This is a genomic window from Halorubellus amylolyticus, assembly GCF_034808145.1.
Taxonomy (GTDB): domain Archaea; phylum Halobacteriota; class Halobacteria; order Halobacteriales; family Natrialbaceae; genus Halorubellus.
On record NZ_JAXHGM010000003.1, the window covers coordinates 124,797 to 140,850 of the forward strand.

Below are 16,054 nucleotides of genomic sequence, written 5' to 3' on the forward strand. Positions count from 1 at the left end.
GACGGTTAACGACCGGGACGCCGGGCGACCACTACACGAACGCCACCCACGCGACCCCGTGCACGAACGCGCCCAACGCGACCCGCCGCACGACTTCGTGTCGCGCGACGCTCGATGGCTGGCCGTGGCGGGGTCGCGGGTCGACCACGGTAGTGATTTGTATGCGCGGTTCGTTGTCCGGACGAATGCAGGACGAGTTGCGCGGGACACCGCCTGTGGTGCTCGTGACGGACGCCACGTCGCCGGTGGACGCGTCGGCGTTCGACGCGGTCGGGGTCCCCGTTCGAACGGTCCGGGTGACCGACGGACGCGTCGGGTCGGTGCCGGCGGACGCCGCCGTCGTCGTGACGCCGTACGAGCTCGCGGGGACCGACGGCGTGGCGGTCGTCAGAGCGCTCGCCGACGACGTCCCGGCGGTCGTGTACGCGCGCAACGGCGACGAGCGCGTGGCGAGCGAGGCGGTTCGGGCGGGCGTCGACGACTACGTTCCGGTTCCCGGGGACGCGCCCGCGGACCGGGTTCCGGACGTGGTCCGCGACCGCGCGCTCGACGTCGCTCGCACCGACGGCGGGTCGGACGTGGACGACGCGGAGGAGGTTCCGGCGGCGTCGAACTCGGGGTCGGTCGAGGACCGGGAGCGCGCGCTCCAGCGAGCGTACGAGGTCGTCGCGGACACGGGACGGCCGTTCGACGAACGGGTCGAGGACCTCCTCGGAATCGTCCGCGAGGCGGTCGGGACGTCGTACGCGTCGCTGTCGTACGTCGACGGGAGCGACTACACGTTCGAGTACGTGGACGCGCCGGGGGAGGACGACGTCACGGCCGGGGAGACGGTGCCGCTGGAGACGACGAACTGCGAGGAGGTGGTGTCCACCACGGAGACGCTCGTCCTCGAGGACGTCGAGCGGGACGCCCCCGAGCTCGCCGACCGCGCCGGGAACGCGGAGTGGGGTGTCTCGTGTTACCTCGGCGCGCCCGTGACGGTGGACGGCGAGACGTACGGGACGTTCTGCTTCTACGACAAGGAGGCGCGTTCGGAGGCGTTCTCGCCGTGGCAGGTGACGTTCGTGGAGCTGTTCAGCGACTGGGTGAGCGGCGAGCTGGAGCGCGAGCGGTACGTCGACCGGTTGGCGGCGCTGAACGACCTGCACTCGGTCGTACGGACGTTGACGGACGCGGTGATGCATCGCTCCGACCGTCGAGAGATGGAGCGGACGGCGGTCGACCGTCTCGCCGGGACGGAGTCGTACGCGCTGGCGTGGGTGGACGCGCTCGATCCGTCGGTCGACGGGGCGCTGCGGACGGTTGCGGTCGCGGACGCGGACGTCGACGGCCCGGTCGTGCCCGAGGACGTCGGCCTGGCGTTACCGGTCGAGGACCACGGGAGCGATCTGGCGGTGGCGGCGTTCGACGGACGGGAGGTGCTGACGCGGGACGTGTCCGCTGCGGACGGTCGGCTCGGCGTGCTCGCGGACCGCGGCCTGGAGCGCTGGGCGGCGGTGCCGGTGGCGTTCGACGACGAGTTCTTCGGCGTCCTGAACGTGGCGACGTACCGACGCGAGGGGTTCGGTGGCCGGGAGCTCGCGGTGCTCGGGCAGGTCGGGGAGATACTCGGGTTGGCGATCGCGACCGTCGAGCGCGGCGCGACCGTCGAGCAGGAACGCGAGCGACTGGAGTTCGTGAACCGGTTCATCCGGCATACGCTCCTGAACAGCCTGAACGTCGTGGCGGCTCGCACCGAGATACTGGACGCGCACGTCGACGACGCCGGACGGTCGCACCTGGAGACCATCCAGGGGCGAACCGCGGACATGGTGGAGCTCATCGAGACGCTGCGGGCGCTCATGCAGGCGTTCGTCGTCGACGAGACGCGGGAGACCGAGCCCGTGGACCTGCGAGCGGTCGTCGAGGCGGAGGTCGAGGGGGCGCGGGAGGCGTTCCCGGCTGCCGAGTTCTCGCTGTCGATGCCCGACGAGCGCGTGACGGTGCTCGCGGACCGGTTGCTCGGCGAGGTGTTCGAGAACCTGCTCGCGAACGCCGTCCAGCACAACGACCGCGCGTCGCCGTCCGTGTCGGTGTCGGTGGTCGCGGAGGGGACGACGGCGACGGTTCGCGTCGGCGACGACGGCCCCGGCGTTCCCGAGGACGTGCTGCCGTCGGTGTTCGAGAAGGGCGAGCGCGGGTTCGACAGTCCCGGGACGGGCTTCGGCCTGTACCTCGTCCGCGAGATCGTGGACGCGTACGACGGGAGCGTGTCGCTGCAGAACGACGACGGGGCAACGTTCGCCGTGACGCTGCCGCGCGAACCGACCGCTGACGGGGACTGAGCGGCGTGCGGTCGCGGTCAGCGGCGAGCGACGACGACGGCGGCGACGAGGACGAGCGTGCCGAGGAAGAACGCGAGTCCGGGTTCGACGACGTCGAGGAGTAGGTTCGCGAGCGTGCCGTCGGGGGCGACGCCGTCGACGGCGCTCGCGGGTTCGGCGGCGCGACCGCCGAGGCGCGTGCCGCGGGCGAGTCGTTCGACGCCGAACTGGACGAGGAGGCTCGCGGCGGCGAGCAGGCCGACGCCGCCGAGGATGCGCGTCATGGAGCGTTCGACGGCGGGCGCGAACTCCTCGTTCCCGACGAGGACGATCGGGTCGCTCGCGGGGCCGTAGACCGCCATCTCGTTCCCCTTCTCGGAGTACAGGGTGTCGACGCTCTCGACGAGGTCGGCGTCCTCCAGTTCTGAGAGGTGGTAGTGGACGGTCTGGACGCTCTCGTCGAGGCGGTCGGCGAGCGCGCTCGCGGTCCCTGGTTCCTCGAAGAGCGCGCGGAAGACGCGACGGCGCGTGTCGGCGGCGAGTGCGTCGAGGACGACGTCGGATTCGCCGTCGACGACGTCGAGGACGAGCGGGCGCTCGTCGCTGTCGGCGACCTCCCCCTGGACGCGTTCGATGAGACTCCCCATGGCTACTCGTGCGTTCAGCCGGCGCGAAGTTAACCGTGGTCGTAGCTCAAAGCCGCGCTTGAGTGGTCCGGACGCCCGCGTAACCCAGGAGTACCAGGCCGTTGGCGAGGGTGGCGGCCGCGGCCGGTATCGGCGAGCCGTCGCTGCGGTCGCCGGCGTCGACCGCTCGCGCGGTCGTGGACTCGGGAGCGCGGGTGCCGTTCCGGGCGTCGGCGAGCGCGGCGGCGACCGCGCGTTCGGGGCGGAGGAGGCCGCCGCCGGTTCTGGCGTCGACGCCTTCGACGCCGACGTCGCGCGCGGTCGCTTCGAGGTACGAGCCGACGGCTGCGGGCGTGGCGTTCGGGCGGGCGGCGCGGACGAGCGCGGCGACGCCGCCGGCGCGGGCGGCGGCGACGGACGAGCCGCGGAAGCCGTCGTCGGCGCGCGCGGTCGCGACCACGTCGACGCCCTGGCGGCCCGCGAGCGTCGGACCGCTGGAGCTGTACGCCGCGAGCCGCCCCTGGACGGGGTTCCACGCGCCGACGGCGACGACGCCCTCCGCGGTCGCCGGGGCGACGAGACTGCCGCGGACGGTCACGTGCTGGAGCCCGTTGGTCGCGCTCGTCACGCGAACGGTCGCGCCGGTCGGACGGTCGGGACCGCGGACGACGAGGAAGTGCGTTCCGGGTTCGACGCGGACGTTCAGGCGCGCGTTCGGCTCGCTGTCGGCCTCGTAGGGCACCGAGCGCGCGACGAGGCGGGGTCCGGTCTCGGTGACGCGGTAGAGTTCGAGCGCGTACGACGCTCCGGGGCGGGCGTTCGTCCAGGAGAGCCACGCGCGGACGACGCGGTCGTCGCCGCGGAGGTAGTTCCGGACGCTGCCGTCGACGACGAGCGCGCCGTTCCGGACGCGGTCGTACGTCGCGCGGTACGTGCCGCGGGCGGTGTTCCCGGCGGCGGCGACGACGACGACGCCGCGCGCGACGGCCCGGGACGTGACGTTCTCGACGACGGAGTCGCCGGTGCCGGGTTTGCCGTGGAACGCGGCGGGGACGACCACGACGTCGACCCCCTGGCGGACCGCCCACGCCATCGCGCGCCCGTACCCGGTCTCGCCGTCGAACCCGGCGAGGTGGAGGCTCGCGTTCGGGGCGACCGCCGCGACCTGCCGCGCGGAGCGCGTGCCGTGGACGTCGCCGGCGTTCGGGCCGATGGTCGGTCCGGACCCGAACGTGCGAGCGGCGACGGCGGCGTCGGCGTACGCGTCGTCGTCGGTGTCGAACCCGGTCGGGTCGAGGACGGCGACGTCGACGCCGTCGCCGGTGACGCCGTCGGCGTGGACGGCGTCGACGTCGCCGTCGTCGGGCGGGGCTGCGGCCGGGTCGGCGGGCGCCGGGTTACCGCCGGGGACGGCGACGCCGACGAGGCTCCCGACGAGCGCGAGCACGACGACCGAGACGGCGAGGACGGTGCGTGCCGAGACGCTCGACATCGTCGCGAGGGTGGACCGCGTTCGGCATACGTCTTCGGGTCCGGCCGTCCATCCTCGGGGGAACGCATAAGCCATCGGTGCTCGAAGCGACGGGTATGTATCACGTTCTCATTCCGGTGGACCAGAGCGGGGAGCGAGCGAGAGCGCAGGCGAACGCGGTCGCGGACCTGCCGGCGGCGGACACCGAGGTATCGGCGACGGTCCTCCACATCTTCCAGGAGAACCCGGCGGGGGCGTCGGTGAATCAGGTCGAGTCGGTGCGGCGAGCGACGGACGTTCTGGACGAGGCCGGCGTCGAGTACGGGCTCGACGAGGAGTCGGGGGACCCGTCGGCGGAGATCGTCGAGCGCGCGAACGAGCTGGACGTGGACTGCATCTGCGTCGCCGGCCGGAAGCGCTCGCCGACGGGGAAGGCGCTGTTCGGGAGCGTCTCCCAGAACGTCATCCTCGATAGCGACCGCCCGGTCCTGTTCGCGCACATCGAGGACGAGTAGCGGCCTCGTGGGCGTGGCCGCCGACGGGCCGACGGGCCGACGGTCGGCGAGTCGACAGGGCTTTTGTGTTCCGCGGGAGTGTCTGTGCAAGTAACGATGATGGAGGGTCCTGCGTGAGACGGCGGACGGTCCTCTCCGCGGTCGGTGCGACGGCGGGTGCGGTCGCGACGGCGGGCTGTCTGACCGGTGGGAGCGACGACGACTCGACTGCGGCCGGCGACGACACGTCGGCGAGCGCCGCGGGGACGGCCGCTGCGACGACCGCGCTCGGAGACGACGGTGGCGAGGACGCGAACGGTGACGGAACCAAGAGCGACGCCGACGCGGGCGGGAGCGCGAACGTGGACTTCGAGGCGTCGGTGGTGCGCATCGAGAAGTGTTCGGCGACGTGCCGGACGCTCACGTACGCCCTGGAGAACCGTGGCGCGGACCCGGCGCCGGACGTCGTCGTCCGCATCCGCGTGTTCACCGGCGGGGAGAAGGTCTGGGACGAGGAGCGGTCGGTCGGCGGTATCGACGCGGGCGACGAACGCCCCGATATCAGTCGCGACATCGACGTCGGCCTCCTCGGTGGCGGGAAGATCAAGCGCAACGACGGCGAGGTCGACATCAGGCTCACGGCGCGGGCGGCGGGCGTGTCGGAGACGTTCGCGTTCGAGCGCACGCTCGACGTCTGAGCGCCCGCGGCGTCGCGGGGGGTATCATGGGCGACGTCGCGCGTGGCGTCGTAGGTGGCGTCGTGGACGACGTCGCGGGTGGCGTGCGGACGCTCGAGGGGTTCTCAGTTCGGTTCGTGGAGGTCGCGGTCGGCGGGTGGCCGCCGAACGTGGAGGACGACGGGGTGGTCGGTGTCGACCGCCATCTCGACCTCCATGGGCGTCTCGTCGGTGGGTTCGAACCCGAGCGACTCGTAGACGCCGATGGCGGTGGGGTTGTCGCGGGCGACGTCGAGCGCGACGCCGTCGCAGCCGTCGCTGGCGGCGTACGCGAGGACGTGCTTCGTGAGTTCGGTGCCGAGTCCGCGGCCGTGGTGGTCGGGGTCGACGTAGACGAGCATCTCGGGGACGTCGGCGTGAAGCGGTGCGTACGCGGCGTGACCGACGACGTCGCCGTCGAGCGTGGCGACGACGTTCCGGCCGCGGTCGGCGAGCCGGTCGAGCCACTCGCGGATGCGAGCGTCGTGGACGGGTGGGACCCCCATCGAGCGGTGTTCGGCGGGGTAGTCGCGGTACATGGCGACGACGTCGTCCATGGAGTCGTCGGTCGCGTCGGCGGCCGGCCGGACGAGGTACGGGCGGCCGTCGTCGCGGTCGCGGAATCGCGGACAGCGCGGTGGGCACGCGTCGGTACCTTCGCAGTCGCCGTGCCACCAGGCGCCGCAGGCGTTCGAGGCCATGGCTACGGAGAGCTAGCGCGTCCACGTTCCTGAAGGAGGCGTGTGATTCTCTCTCAGTGGGAACGTCGTGGGGCGCGACCCGAACACCTTCGTTCCGGCGCGCTCGGCGGTCGCGTCTCGAACCCGGTCACGCGCAGACGGCGGTCCCGTTCTGGAAGTCGCCGTCCTGCATGGCGACGGTGACGGTCTGGTCGGGTTCGCTGCACTGGGTGGTGTCGACGTGGACGACCCGCTCGCTGTCGGCGAGTTCGACGACGTAGACGACCGTCGGTTCGCGGTCGTAGCCGTCGAGTTCGACGGTCGCGTTCCCGCCGGCGGGGACGATCGCGGTCTCGTTCGCCGCGGAGGGCGTTGCGACGGTGACGTTCCGGTAGTCGTTGTCGCCGGACCAGTAGACGGCTTCGAAGGGGACCCGCTCGCGGTGGTCGTCCGTGGTCGCGTGGAACGAGAGGGCGGAGGGACGCTCGACGTCGGGGACAGCGTAGGCGGTGACGCGATACGTCCGGTTCCGGTCGTGGTTCTCGACGGTGACCGTCGGCGGCCCACCGAGTGCCGGGAGGACGAGCGAGACGGCGACGGCGGCGAGGACGAGCGCCGCGACGACGCGACGCGTGCTCGGGCGGTCCATGGACGCCGTAGCGGCAGCAGTTATAAATTTTTTCTGAAACGTCTGGTTGGCGGTGTCGTCACTGGACGCCGGGCCGGCCTCCGTCAGTCGTCGAGCCAGACCGCGAGCTGGACCTCGTCCACGAGTTCGTCTTCGATCCGGTAGTGGCCCTCGCGCGTCGACTCCGTCGTCCACCCGTTCGCTTCGAGGAACGAGACCGCGGCGTCGTTCGTCGCCGGGAGGTTCTGGTAGACCTTCTCGACGCCCGCCGAGCGCGCCCAGTCGAGGCCGCGGTCCATGAGCGTCGACCCGAGGCCGCCGCCGCGGTACGCGTCGAGGACGCCGACGGTGAGCTCCGCGGTATGGGACATGTTCGGCGCCTGCACGACCTCGACGTGCAGCCAGCCGACGGCGTCGTCGTCGACGGTCGCGACGAAGAACACGCGGTCCTCGCTCTCGTTGTGCCGGAGGAGGACCTCGTCGCGCGTGACCTCGGCGGCGAGCCGGCGCGCGACGACGTACGCCTCGTCGCTCGCGATGGTCTCGATGACGCCGAGGATGCCCGCGATGTCCTCCTGCTGGGCGGGCCGGACGGTCGCCTCGACGTCGTCGAGCTCGACGGTGGTGGCGTCGGCGTCGATGGGGAGCGCCACCCGGAGCTTCCCGTCGCGTTCCTCGAGGTGGTCGTCGCGTTCGAGGATGCTGACGTGGTGGTCGAACTCCTCGCTCGACATCGGCACCGACGGTTTGAGCTCCGCGCCGGAGCGCGCGGGCTTCGAACTGCTGTCGGGCTGCACGAGGAGTGCCTGGCGGGCGTCCTCCGGGTCGACAGCGCCGTTCCGCTCGACGTACTCGTAGATCTGGCGTCGCCGGTCGTTGTCGAACTCGTGCGTGCGGGCCATGCTCGAACCCACCGCGCCCGTCATGTTAGTTCTTGCCAGCCTACCCGGGGCGGGTGCGGCGTCGTCGGTCACCGCCAGGGATTGGCGCCGAGGAGGTGGAGGCCGACGACGACGACGAGCGAGACGGCGAGGAGGACGGCGGCGAGCGGGAGCGCGCTGTCGAGGCCGTCGCCGACGAACGCGCGCCAGATCTGGACGGGGACGGTCCGCGGGTAGTACGCGACGAGCATCGTGGCGCCGAACTCGCCCATCGACCGGGCGAACGTGAGAGTGATGCCGGCGAGGACGCCCGGCCAGGCGAGCGGGAGGACGACGCGGCGGAACGTCGCGAGTTCGCCGTGGCCGAGGGTGCGGGCGGCGTCGGCGAGCGAGGGGTCGACGCGGTCGAACGCGGCGGTGGCGGTGACGACGACGAACGGCGAGGCGACGAACGTCTGCGCGGCGACGATGCCGAGGTACGAGCGCGTGAACTCGACGCCGAACGTGGACGCGGTCGGGGCGAGGCCGTTCGGGCCGAAGACGGCGACGAGGAGGATGCCGGCGACGACGGGCGGGAGGACGAGCGGGAGGACGACGACGCCGGTGACGGCGGTGGCGAGTCGCCCGCCGGTCCGGGAGAGCCAGTACGCGAGCGGGACGCCGAACGCGGTCGCGACGGCGGTGGCGGCGGTCGCGGTGAGCAGCGAGTTCCCGACGGCGCGGAGCGTCGCCGGTTCGCTCAGTCGCGCGAGGAGCTCGCCGGGTGGCGTGGCGACGGCGAGCGCGAGCACGGGGAGCGCGTAGAGTGCGAGGAGCGCGACGCCGAGGGCGGCGGCGACGACCGGCCAGTCCACGGTGCGGCCGCGCGTCGCTCGGGCGACTGCGGGCTCGTCGGCTGTCATCGGTCGGTGAGCGCGTCGGGCGCGTCCCGCGTGAACCGCGGGAACGCGCCCGGGGTCTCGAAGCCGTGCCCTGCGAGGTAGTCGCCGCCGACGAGCGCCTCGAAGACGTCGCGGGCGGTGTCGTCGTCGGGCGACCGGAGCGTCGCGCCGTACTCGACGGCGCTCCCGCGGACGACGCCGCCGTCGGGGAGTTCGTAGGACGCGTCGGCGTACGCGTCCGCGTGCTCGGGGTCGGAGAGGTCGACGTCGACGGGGAGGTCGACGGCGTCGTAGCCGTGGTCGGTCGCCATGCTCTCGTAGACGACGGCGGCGTCTATAGCGCCGGTCTCGAACCCCGAGAGGAGCGCGGTCTCGGGGTATATCTGGTCGCGCGCGAGGACGGCGTTGGGGAGTCCGGGGCGGTCGTGGCGGGCGGCGAGCAGTTCGAGGAGGAAGACGGTGCGGTAGCCGAGCGGGTCGAGGTCGGGGTCGGTGCGGCCGAGCGCGGCGTCGCCAGCGACGACGGGGTCGTACCAGTGTCCGTCGTCGCTCGCGGCGGCCGCGGCGACGGCGCGCCCGCCGGGGGTGTCGGCGGTGGCGACGGCGAGCGCGTTCGTCGCGAACGACGCGTACCAGGGGTCGTCGAGGACCCGGTCGAAGAGCGCGACGTCGGCGAGCGCGAGGACGTCCGGGTGGCGCGTCCCGTCGGCGACGAGGCGCGCCGCGGCCGCGGACCCGCGGGCTTCGACCGCGATGGGCGCGTCCACGGCGTCGCGGAGGCCGTCGTCGAGCGCGCGCTGGAGGCTCCCGGCGGCGAGCACGCGCACCGGGTCGCTCCCGGCGCCGAAGGTGCTGCAGCCGGCGAGCGCGACGCTGGCCGCGGTCGCTGCGCTCGCGCCCGCAGCGGCGAGGAACGATCGACGTGACCGGACCATACCGAGCGTTATGTCGAAAAAGGCATAACGGTTTCGCCGCAAGCGTTCGGCATGGACGCCGGCTTCGAAGCGCACCTGCGCGTGGGGGACGTGAGCGTCGACGAACGCGACGTGGCGTTGCTGTCGGCGGTCGACCGCGAGGGGTCGCTGTCGGCGGCCGCGGACGCGCTCGGCCGGTCGTACTCGCGAGCGCACAAGCGGGTCGGGGCGCTGGAGGACAAGCTCGGCGCGCTCGTCGAGCGCGAGCGCGGCGGTGAGGGCGGTGGCGGGAGCCGACTCACCGACGACGGCCGCGCGCTCCTTGCGCGATACGCTCGCGTCCGCGCCGCGTTCGCCGACACCGCCGGGACGGACGTCGCGGTCCTCAACGGGCGCGTCCGCGACCGCGACGGCGAGATCGCGACGGTCGCGACCGACGTGGGCGAGGTCCGCGCGCTCCTGTTCGAGGCCGCCGACGACGTCCAGGTGTCGGTCCGGGCGGACGCGGTCACGCTCCACGACCCCGCCGACGTCACGCGGGCGAACGCCTCCAGCGCGCGGAATCGGTTCGCGGGAACCGTCGCGAGCGTCGACCGCCGCGAGTCCGTCGCGCTCGTCGAGATAGCAGTGCCGAGCGCGGGCAACGGCGACGACGGAGCGACGGCCGAGCGGACGCTCCCGGTGCTCGTGACGCTCGCCTCGGTGGACCGGCTCGCGCTGGAGCCGGGACGGGACGTCGTCGCGACGTTCAAGGCGACGGCGACGCGCGCGACCCCGCTCGGAGGACCGTCCTGAACTCGGACTAGTTCGCGTCGAGCGCCGCGAGCGCCGTGTCGACGGCTTCCGGAGTCGCCTCCGCGATGGCGCCGTGGACGACGTACCGCTCGCAGGAGTCGTTGACGTCGTGCGCGTGGAGTTCGCCGGAGCGTTCGGCGAGACGCTCGTCGGCGAACCGGACGACGCTGGCGGTGTACTGGAGGGCGGCGCGCGCGAGCCCCGGCGCGTCGCTCCGCCGGGGCGCGGCGGCGAGCGCCTCGTGCGTCGCCGTGTACGCCTCACGGACGGTGTCCGCGCCGGTTATCTCGTACCGTCGGCCGGACGCCACGCGGTCCCGGACGGTCCGGTACGCGCGGATCGCCGCGAGCTGTCGGACGCCGGAGAGCACTGCGGACGCCGGCCCGTACGGTGACGTCGCGGGGCCCTCGTCCGAAGCGTCGTAGTAGAGCTCGTAGAGGACGCGCTGGGTCAGTGTGTTCTCGATGTCGGCGTCGCCGACGCTGTCGGCGTCGGCTTCCCCGGGCAGGTCGTCGAGCGCCGACTGGAGGTCCTCGCGGAGGCTGTCGCGGGCGGTCTCGATGGGCGACTGCAGCGGTTCGGCGTCGTCGGGTTGGCGGTCGCGGAAGCGCGCCGCGATGGTCGTCGCGTCGGCGAGCGAGGCGGTGGCGCGCTCGACGTGTTCGGCGTACTCAGCGACGCGAAGCACGCGAACGTCCTCGTGGGAGGCGTCGTCGGACACGGACTCGGCGGCGTCGAGCAGGCGCTCGCGGCTGGCGTGCACGACGACCGCGGGCGCGCGGTCGGTCCCGACGTACGTCATCGCGTCGCGGGCGTCGGCGGCGCGCTCGGTGACGTCCGTCGCCTCGTCCTCCAACGCCGCCACGGTGTGGCCGTCCTCGATGGCGTCCCAGCCCGCGCTCGCGTACCGGGCCCGCGACCGCGCCCGGCGGAGCGACTGGAGCGTCTCGCGCGGCGTCGGCGCTCGGAGCGCGGCGTCGAGGTGGTCGCGGGCCTCGGTGACGGCGTCAGCGAGGTGCTGTCGGACGTGTCCGTTCGGGACGCGGCGTGCACCCAGCGGCGTCGGGACGTCCTCGAGCGCGTCGTTCGCCCTGGTCTGGGCGTCCCGTCGGTGCGACCGCGGGACCGGCATCGGGTACGTCGCTCCGAGCGCGACGACCGGGTCGTCGTCGACGTCCGGGAGCTCGGAGGCGTGGAACGAGACGTCCTCGGAGTCGTCGTTCGGGACCATCGAACAGCCGGCGAGCGCCGCGAGGCCGCCGGTGGCGGTCGTCGCGCCGAGCGCCGACAGGAACGCGCGACGGGACCCGCCGCGTTCGCCGTCGGGTGCGCCGGTCGACCGTCGGTCGGTGCCGGGCGTGTGGGCGACTTCGGCGGCCGGGTGCGCGTCGGCGGCGGACGAGTGCGCGTCGTCGGTCACGACGAGTTCCCCTCCGTGGCCGTCCCGGCGTCGTCGTGCCCGGGTATCTCGCTGCCCGCGACGGGTGCGTGCTCGCCGGGACAGCCGCCGGACCCGGTCCTCGACCCCATGCTGCTCACGGTCTCGTGGTCGAGCGCGTCCGGGAGCCGGAGGAACCGCGCCTCGACAACCTCCGCGTCGGCCTCGCAGGGGACGTCGTACGCGAGCCCGAGACGAGAGTACTCCAGGTCGACGTCCGTGCTCGTCCACGACGCCCCGCAGAGTTCCAGGCGATAACACGCGGGAACGGTCCGCTGGTCGACGTATACGGTCTCGGCGTCGAAGTCGGTGTCGGCGACGAACGCGCGGACGGCGTCCGCACCGTCGACGTCCGCGTATTCGAGTTCGTCCGCGCGGGACTGCGAGTCGAGAATCTGCGGACCGGGATACTTCCGGGCCTCCCGTTTGGACTGGTCGCCGCGAGGGCGCCAGACTGCAGCGAGGTCGGCGTCGGCCCGGAGGTACGCGTACGGCGGCGGGTCGTCGAGCGCGCGGGAGACGGATTCGGTCGACGATCGGGTGCTGGACCCGGACGTTCCGGTGCCGCTACAGCCCGCGAGCACGACGGACGTGGTCGCTGCGGTCGCTGCGGAGAGGAGGGCGCGTCTGGAGGGCGACATCGAATCGGGCTAGCCCCGTGCGGACGCATAAGCTTCGTGACTCGTCGCCGCGGGCCGCGTCGGCACCACGGCTGTTCGGCAGTTCGGCGGTCCGGCGGTCCGCCAGTGCGGTGTCTGCGTCCCGTTCGGCGTGAGACGGCGACGGGCCGCGCGTCAGCCGTGTTCGCGTTCGAGGACGTCGCCGAGTAGCTTGCGCTGGGCGGCCGCGAGGTGTTCCGCGAACGTCGACCCGGAGATGTCGAGCGCGTCGGCGACGTCGGTGCCGGACGCGCCGCGGGGTTCCTCGAAGTACCCGAGCTCCCAGGCCGTCTCGAGCACCTCGAGTTGGCGGGCGGTGAGCTTGTTCCGGTCGACGAGCACGGGGCGTTCGGCGTGGTCGCCGCCCGAGTGACGCATCTGTTTGACGGCGACGTCGTCGTGGTGCTCGCGGAGGGCGTCGACGACGTCGCGGACGGTGCCGGTCTCCTCGGCGTGGAAGGAGAGGTGGAGTCGGCCGTTCCGCGCGTCGACGGACGCGAGCGGGACGCCGAGTGATTCGACGGTCTCGACCGGGCAGCGCTCGCAGGCGCTGTCGTCGAACCGGTAGACGTCGCGTTGCGCGGTGCCGTACACGCGCTCGCAGCAGGGGACGTCGAGCGACGCGTCGCGGTCGTCGCCGGGACCCAGTTCGAACTCGCCGACGACGACGTCGTCGCGCCCGGGCGTCCGGGTGACGGCGCAGACGGGACGGTCCTGTGTCGCGGAGGCGGCGGCGACCGGACAGTTCCCGGGCGACCCGACGACGAGTTCCGTGCGGATACCACCGACGTGCCGGGCATCCGCGGTGGACTCGGGACTCTCCATGCGAACTCGTTCGGGTGTCGGGGACGTATACCGTCGAGTGCGTTCCCAACGCACTGTAATTCACTCGAACATGTTCGCGAGAGGCGTCTCGCTACTCCCAGTGCTCGACGGTGACGACCGCGCCGCTGTCGAGTCCCTCCACGGACTCGGGGACGACGACCCAGCCGTCCGCCTCCGTGACGCTCGAGAGGACGCCCGCCCCGCCGGTACGGAGCGGAACTGCGCAGCGAGTCAGGCTGGCGTCGTCGCCGCCGGCCGTCGCTTCGACGTCGTCGCTACCGGCCGCGTCTTCGCCCTCGTCGGTCGGTTCGAGTCGGACGCGGGCGAACGTGCGGACGCCGGCGTCGCTCGGGAGCTTGCGCGAGAGCGTCGCGGTGGTGGTCCGCGGCGGCGTCGACGGGAGCCGGGCCGCTCGTCTGACCGCCGGCTGGAGGAGCTGGACGGCGGTGACGACGCAGGAGACCGGATAGCCGGGGAGGAGGAGGACGGGCGTGTCCTCGACGACGCCGAGCCCGACCGGGTGCCCGGGTTTGATGGCGAGGCCGTGATGGTCGAGGTGCCCGCGGTCGGCGACGACGTCCGCGACGAGGTCTCGTTCGCCGACGGAGGACCCGCCGGTCGTCACCACGACGTCGGCGTCCAGGCCGCGCTCGATGGCGGCCCGGAGCGCCGAGCGGTCGTCGGTGACGACGTCGCGGCGACGCGGGACGCCGCCCCACCGGTCGACGTACCGCGAGACGGTGAGCGCGTTCGTCTCCACCACCTCGCCGGGGTCGGGGTCCGCGGGCACGAGCTCCTCGCCGGTCGGGATCACGTCGACCGTGGGTCGGTCGTACACCTCGACGGCCGCCGCGCCGACCGACCGGCAGAGCGCGAGGTCGCTCGGCGAGAGCCGGCGGCCGGCGTCGAACAGGGCGGCGTCACCGGGGACGTCCTCGCCGGCCGGTGAGACGTTCTCGCCGCGGGTCACGCTCGCGTGGACCTCGACGCGCTCGCCGCGGGTCGTGGTGTCCTCGACCATCACGACCGCGTCCGCGCCCGCCGGGAGTTCGCTCCCGGTGTGGACGGGGACCGCGGTCCGTCCGTCCACTCGCGGGGCGTCTGTCGCGGGGTCGTCGTCGCTCGCCGAATCGTCGACGCCACTCGCCGAGTCCTCGCTCGGCGCTGCGAGGTCGAAGGTCGCTGGCGAGGCCGCCGTGGCGCCGAACGTTGATTCGGCGACGACGGCGAACCCGTCCATCGCGGCGCGGTCGTAGTGCGGAACTGGACGTGCCGGCGACACCGCCGCCGCGAGCACGCGGCCGTCGGCCGCCCGGACGGGAACGGACTCGGTGCGCTCGACGGGCCGGACGCGGTCCTGGAGCGTCTCCAGGGCCGCCGCGAGGCGCGTCCGGTCCTTGAAACCGTCGCGGCCGGTCATGGCATCGTCGCCCGCGCGAACCACGTCTCCGGGTTCTGGCGCTTCACCTGGAATCCGTCGAGGGAATCCGCGTCGACGACCTCGGCGAGGAACGACCGGACCGGCGTCGGGTCGTGGTCGCTGACGAGGAAGAACTCCTCGCCCGCCTCAAGGCTCGCGACGTGCTCGCGGACCTCCCGCTTCCGGTCCTCGGGGTCGAGTCCGCGGATGTCGAGCGCGCCGTCGGGGACGTCGACGGTCCAGACCTCGTCGTAGCGCTCGTCGACGGTCGCCGCGAGCCGCGTGACGTGGTCGGGGAGCACGTCGCCGTCCGGTTCGGGCTGGCGCTGCATCTCGGGTTCGAAGGGGAGTTCCGCGAGCGTCGGCGCGTCCAGCGCCGCGACCGGGTCGTCGCCCCCGAAGAGGTCGTGGACGGTCCCGCAGTCGTCGCAGACGAACTCGCCCATGTTCGAGACGACGCCGAGCACCGGCACCTGGTTCTCCTCGAACAGGGAGAGCGCCCGCCCGGTGTCGGAGACGGCGGCGTGGAACGGCGTCGTGACGAGGACGACGCCGTCGATGGGGACGTCCTGCAGGGTCGTCAGCACGATGTCGCCGGTCCCCGGTGGGAGGTCGATGACGACCGTGTCCGGGTCGCTCCACGCGGTCTCCTCGAAGAGGTCGGAGATGGCGTCGTGCGCCATCGCACCGCGCCACGCGAGCGGCCCGCCTTCGGCGAGGAGCCCGACGCTCATCACCTCCAGGCCGTCGGTCTCGGCGGGGACCGGGTTACCGTCGTCGTCGGAGTAGACGGGACCGGAGACCGAGAGGAACTCGGGGACGTTCGGCCCGTAGAGGTCCGCGTCGAACAGTCCGACGGACTCGCCGCGGGCGGCCAGCGCGCACGCGAGCGACGTCGCGACCGTGGTCTTGCCGACGCCGCCCTTCGAGCTCGCGACCGCGATGACGCGGTCGGCGGTCTCGATGCCGGCGGCGCGGTCGTCGAGGTCCGGGCTCGGGTCGACCTGCTCGACGCGAGCCCCCTCGATGCCGTCGACGTCCGACGCGGCGCGCACCATCGCCTGCGTCACGTGCTCGGCGGCCTCGCGCGGGAACTCGCGGAGGTCCGCCTCGATGGTCACGCGACCGTCCGCGACGCGGAGGGTCTCGACGAGGCCGGCCTCGAACACGGAGGCGTCGGCGTCCGGGTCGCGGACGCGACGGAGCGCCGCCTCCACCGCGTCCGTCGTTCCACCGGCCTCGCTCTCGGCGGGTCCACGGCTGCGGTCGTCTGCGGCCCGGTCGTCGACGTCTGGGGGGTCCGATGTGTCCTGTGTCATG

The 16,054-nt window shown here is 73.0% G+C and carries 16 protein-coding genes; 4 read left to right on the top strand and 12 right to left on the bottom strand.

Features of this window, described 5'->3' with window-relative positions; genetic code table 11:
• The first annotated feature begins 185 nt into the window (after positions 1-185).
• On the top strand, positions 186-2,327 hold the full coding sequence (locus tag SM754_RS09450) for a receiver/sensor box histidine kinase (protein WP_323675976.1): 2,142 nt from the start codon (positions 186-188) through the stop codon (positions 2,325-2,327).
• Positions 2,328-2,344: 17 nt separating this feature from the next.
• Here the strand turns inward: SM754_RS09450 and SM754_RS09455 are convergent, their stop codons facing one another.
• Together SM754_RS09455 and SM754_RS09460 are read right to left on the bottom strand one after the other, a co-directional pair.
• The gene (locus SM754_RS09455) at positions 2,345-2,953 is read right to left on the bottom strand and encodes an ArsR/SmtB family transcription factor (protein WP_323675977.1); all 609 of its coding nucleotides are present in this window, start codon (positions 2,951-2,953) and stop codon (positions 2,345-2,347) included.
• Positions 2,954-2,999: 46 nt separating this feature from the next.
• Entirely contained in the window at positions 3,000-4,424 is a 1,425-nt protein-coding gene (locus SM754_RS09460) for a S8 family serine peptidase (RefSeq protein ID WP_323675978.1), read from the bottom strand.
• 95 nt (positions 4,425-4,519) lie between these two features.
• Between SM754_RS09460 and SM754_RS09465 the strand changes: the two genes are divergently transcribed.
• Together SM754_RS09465 and SM754_RS09470 are read left to right on the top strand one after the other, a co-directional pair.
• Positions 4,520-4,918: a universal stress protein gene (locus SM754_RS09465; protein WP_323675979.1), complete on the top strand. Its 399-nt coding sequence runs from the start codon at positions 4,520-4,522 to the stop codon at positions 4,916-4,918.
• A gap of 113 nt (positions 4,919-5,031) precedes the next feature.
• A complete protein-coding gene (locus tag SM754_RS09470) occupies positions 5,032-5,595 on the top strand; it encodes a hypothetical protein (RefSeq protein ID WP_323675980.1) in 564 nt (187 codons plus the stop codon).
• Positions 5,596-5,699: 104 nt separating this feature from the next.
• Here SM754_RS09470 and SM754_RS09475 read toward each other — a convergent pair whose 3' ends face one another.
• The 5 genes from SM754_RS09475 to SM754_RS09495 form a co-directional block, all read right to left on the bottom strand.
• Positions 5,700-6,314 (bottom strand): GNAT family N-acetyltransferase, encoded by a 615-nt coding sequence (locus SM754_RS09475; protein ID WP_323675981.1) that lies wholly within the window; start codon positions 6,312-6,314, stop codon positions 5,700-5,702.
• Positions 6,315-6,441: 127 nt separating this feature from the next.
• Positions 6,442-6,942 carry a hypothetical protein gene (locus tag SM754_RS09480; RefSeq protein WP_323675982.1) on the bottom strand — a complete coding sequence of 167 codons (501 nt, stop codon included), beginning with the start codon at positions 6,940-6,942 and terminating at the stop codon, positions 6,442-6,444.
• Positions 6,943-7,025: 83 nt separating this feature from the next.
• Positions 7,026-7,823: a GNAT family N-acetyltransferase gene (locus tag SM754_RS09485; protein WP_323675983.1), complete on the bottom strand. Its 798-nt coding sequence runs from the start codon at positions 7,821-7,823 to the stop codon at positions 7,026-7,028.
• 68 nt (positions 7,824-7,891) lie between these two features.
• A complete protein-coding gene (locus tag SM754_RS09490) occupies positions 7,892-8,704 on the bottom strand; it encodes a molybdate ABC transporter permease subunit (protein WP_323675984.1) in 813 nt (270 codons plus the stop codon).
• Positions 8,701-9,618, bottom strand: a complete 918-nt coding sequence (locus SM754_RS09495) for an extracellular solute-binding protein (protein WP_323675985.1) — start codon at positions 9,616-9,618, stop codon at positions 8,701-8,703. Before SM754_RS09495 ends, SM754_RS09490 begins: the two co-directional genes overlap by 4 nt.
• A gap of 51 nt (positions 9,619-9,669) precedes the next feature.
• Between SM754_RS09495 and SM754_RS09500 the strand changes: the two genes are divergently transcribed.
• The gene (locus SM754_RS09500; protein WP_323675986.1) at positions 9,670-10,392 is read left to right on the top strand and encodes a LysR family transcriptional regulator; all 723 of its coding nucleotides are present in this window, start codon (positions 9,670-9,672) and stop codon (positions 10,390-10,392) included.
• A gap of 7 nt (positions 10,393-10,399) precedes the next feature.
• Here the strand turns inward: SM754_RS09500 and SM754_RS09505 are convergent, their stop codons facing one another.
• From SM754_RS09505 to SM754_RS09525, 5 genes are all read right to left on the bottom strand, one after another.
• Positions 10,400-11,812 (bottom strand): hypothetical protein, encoded by a 1,413-nt coding sequence (locus tag SM754_RS09505; RefSeq protein ID WP_323675987.1) that lies wholly within the window; start codon positions 11,810-11,812, stop codon positions 10,400-10,402.
• A complete protein-coding gene (locus tag SM754_RS09510; RefSeq protein WP_323675988.1) occupies positions 11,809-12,471 on the bottom strand; it encodes a hypothetical protein in 663 nt (220 codons plus the stop codon). The genes SM754_RS09505 and SM754_RS09510 overlap by 4 nt, the downstream gene beginning before the upstream one ends.
• 153 nt (positions 12,472-12,624) lie before the next feature.
• A complete protein-coding gene (locus SM754_RS09515) occupies positions 12,625-13,314 on the bottom strand; it encodes a helix-turn-helix domain-containing protein (protein ID WP_323675989.1) in 690 nt (229 codons plus the stop codon).
• A 91-nt stretch (positions 13,315-13,405) separates the two neighbouring features.
• On the bottom strand, positions 13,406-14,734 hold the full coding sequence (locus tag SM754_RS09520) for a molybdopterin molybdotransferase MoeA (protein WP_323675990.1): 1,329 nt from the start codon (positions 14,732-14,734) through the stop codon (positions 13,406-13,408).
• A complete protein-coding gene (locus tag SM754_RS09525) occupies positions 14,731-16,053 on the bottom strand; it encodes a P-loop NTPase (RefSeq protein WP_323675991.1) in 1,323 nt (440 codons plus the stop codon). The genes SM754_RS09520 and SM754_RS09525 overlap by 4 nt, the downstream gene beginning before the upstream one ends.
• Between the last annotated feature and the right edge of the window lies 1 nt (position 16,054).

What these genes read in the sequence shown, in the direction of transcription:
- SM754_RS09450 (WP_323675976.1), top strand. Translation starts at nt 186, where the DNA reads ATGCAGGACGAGTTGCGCGGGACACCGCCTGTGGTGCTCGTGACGGAC.
- SM754_RS09455 (WP_323675977.1), bottom strand. Translation starts at nt 2,953, where the DNA reads ATGGGGAGTCTCATCGAACGCGTCCAGGGGGAGGTCGCCGACAGCGAC.
- SM754_RS09460 (WP_323675978.1), bottom strand. Translation starts at nt 4,424, where the DNA reads ATGTCGAGCGTCTCGGCACGCACCGTCCTCGCCGTCTCGGTCGTCGTG.
- SM754_RS09465 (WP_323675979.1), top strand. Translation starts at nt 4,520, where the DNA reads ATGTATCACGTTCTCATTCCGGTGGACCAGAGCGGGGAGCGAGCGAGA.
- SM754_RS09475 (WP_323675981.1), bottom strand. Translation starts at nt 6,314, where the DNA reads ATGGCCTCGAACGCCTGCGGCGCCTGGTGGCACGGCGACTGCGAAGGT.
- SM754_RS09480 (WP_323675982.1), bottom strand. Translation starts at nt 6,942, where the DNA reads ATGGACCGCCCGAGCACGCGTCGCGTCGTCGCGGCGCTCGTCCTCGCC.
- SM754_RS09485 (WP_323675983.1), bottom strand. Translation starts at nt 7,823, where the DNA reads ATGGCCCGCACGCACGAGTTCGACAACGACCGGCGACGCCAGATCTAC.
- SM754_RS09490 (WP_323675984.1), bottom strand. Translation starts at nt 8,704, where the DNA reads ATGACAGCCGACGAGCCCGCAGTCGCCCGAGCGACGCGCGGCCGCACC.
- SM754_RS09495 (WP_323675985.1), bottom strand. Translation starts at nt 9,618, where the DNA reads ATGGTCCGGTCACGTCGATCGTTCCTCGCCGCTGCGGGCGCGAGCGCA.
- SM754_RS09500 (WP_323675986.1), top strand. Translation starts at nt 9,670, where the DNA reads ATGGACGCCGGCTTCGAAGCGCACCTGCGCGTGGGGGACGTGAGCGTC.
- SM754_RS09510 (WP_323675988.1), bottom strand. Translation starts at nt 12,471, where the DNA reads ATGTCGCCCTCCAGACGCGCCCTCCTCTCCGCAGCGACCGCAGCGACC.
- SM754_RS09515 (WP_323675989.1), bottom strand. Translation starts at nt 13,314, where the DNA reads ATGGAGAGTCCCGAGTCCACCGCGGATGCCCGGCACGTCGGTGGTATC.
- SM754_RS09520 (WP_323675990.1), bottom strand. Translation starts at nt 14,734, where the DNA reads ATGACCGGCCGCGACGGTTTCAAGGACCGGACGCGCCTCGCGGCGGCC.
- SM754_RS09525 (WP_323675991.1), bottom strand. Translation starts at nt 16,053, where the DNA reads ATGACACAGGACACATCGGACCCCCCAGACGTCGACGACCGGGCCGCA.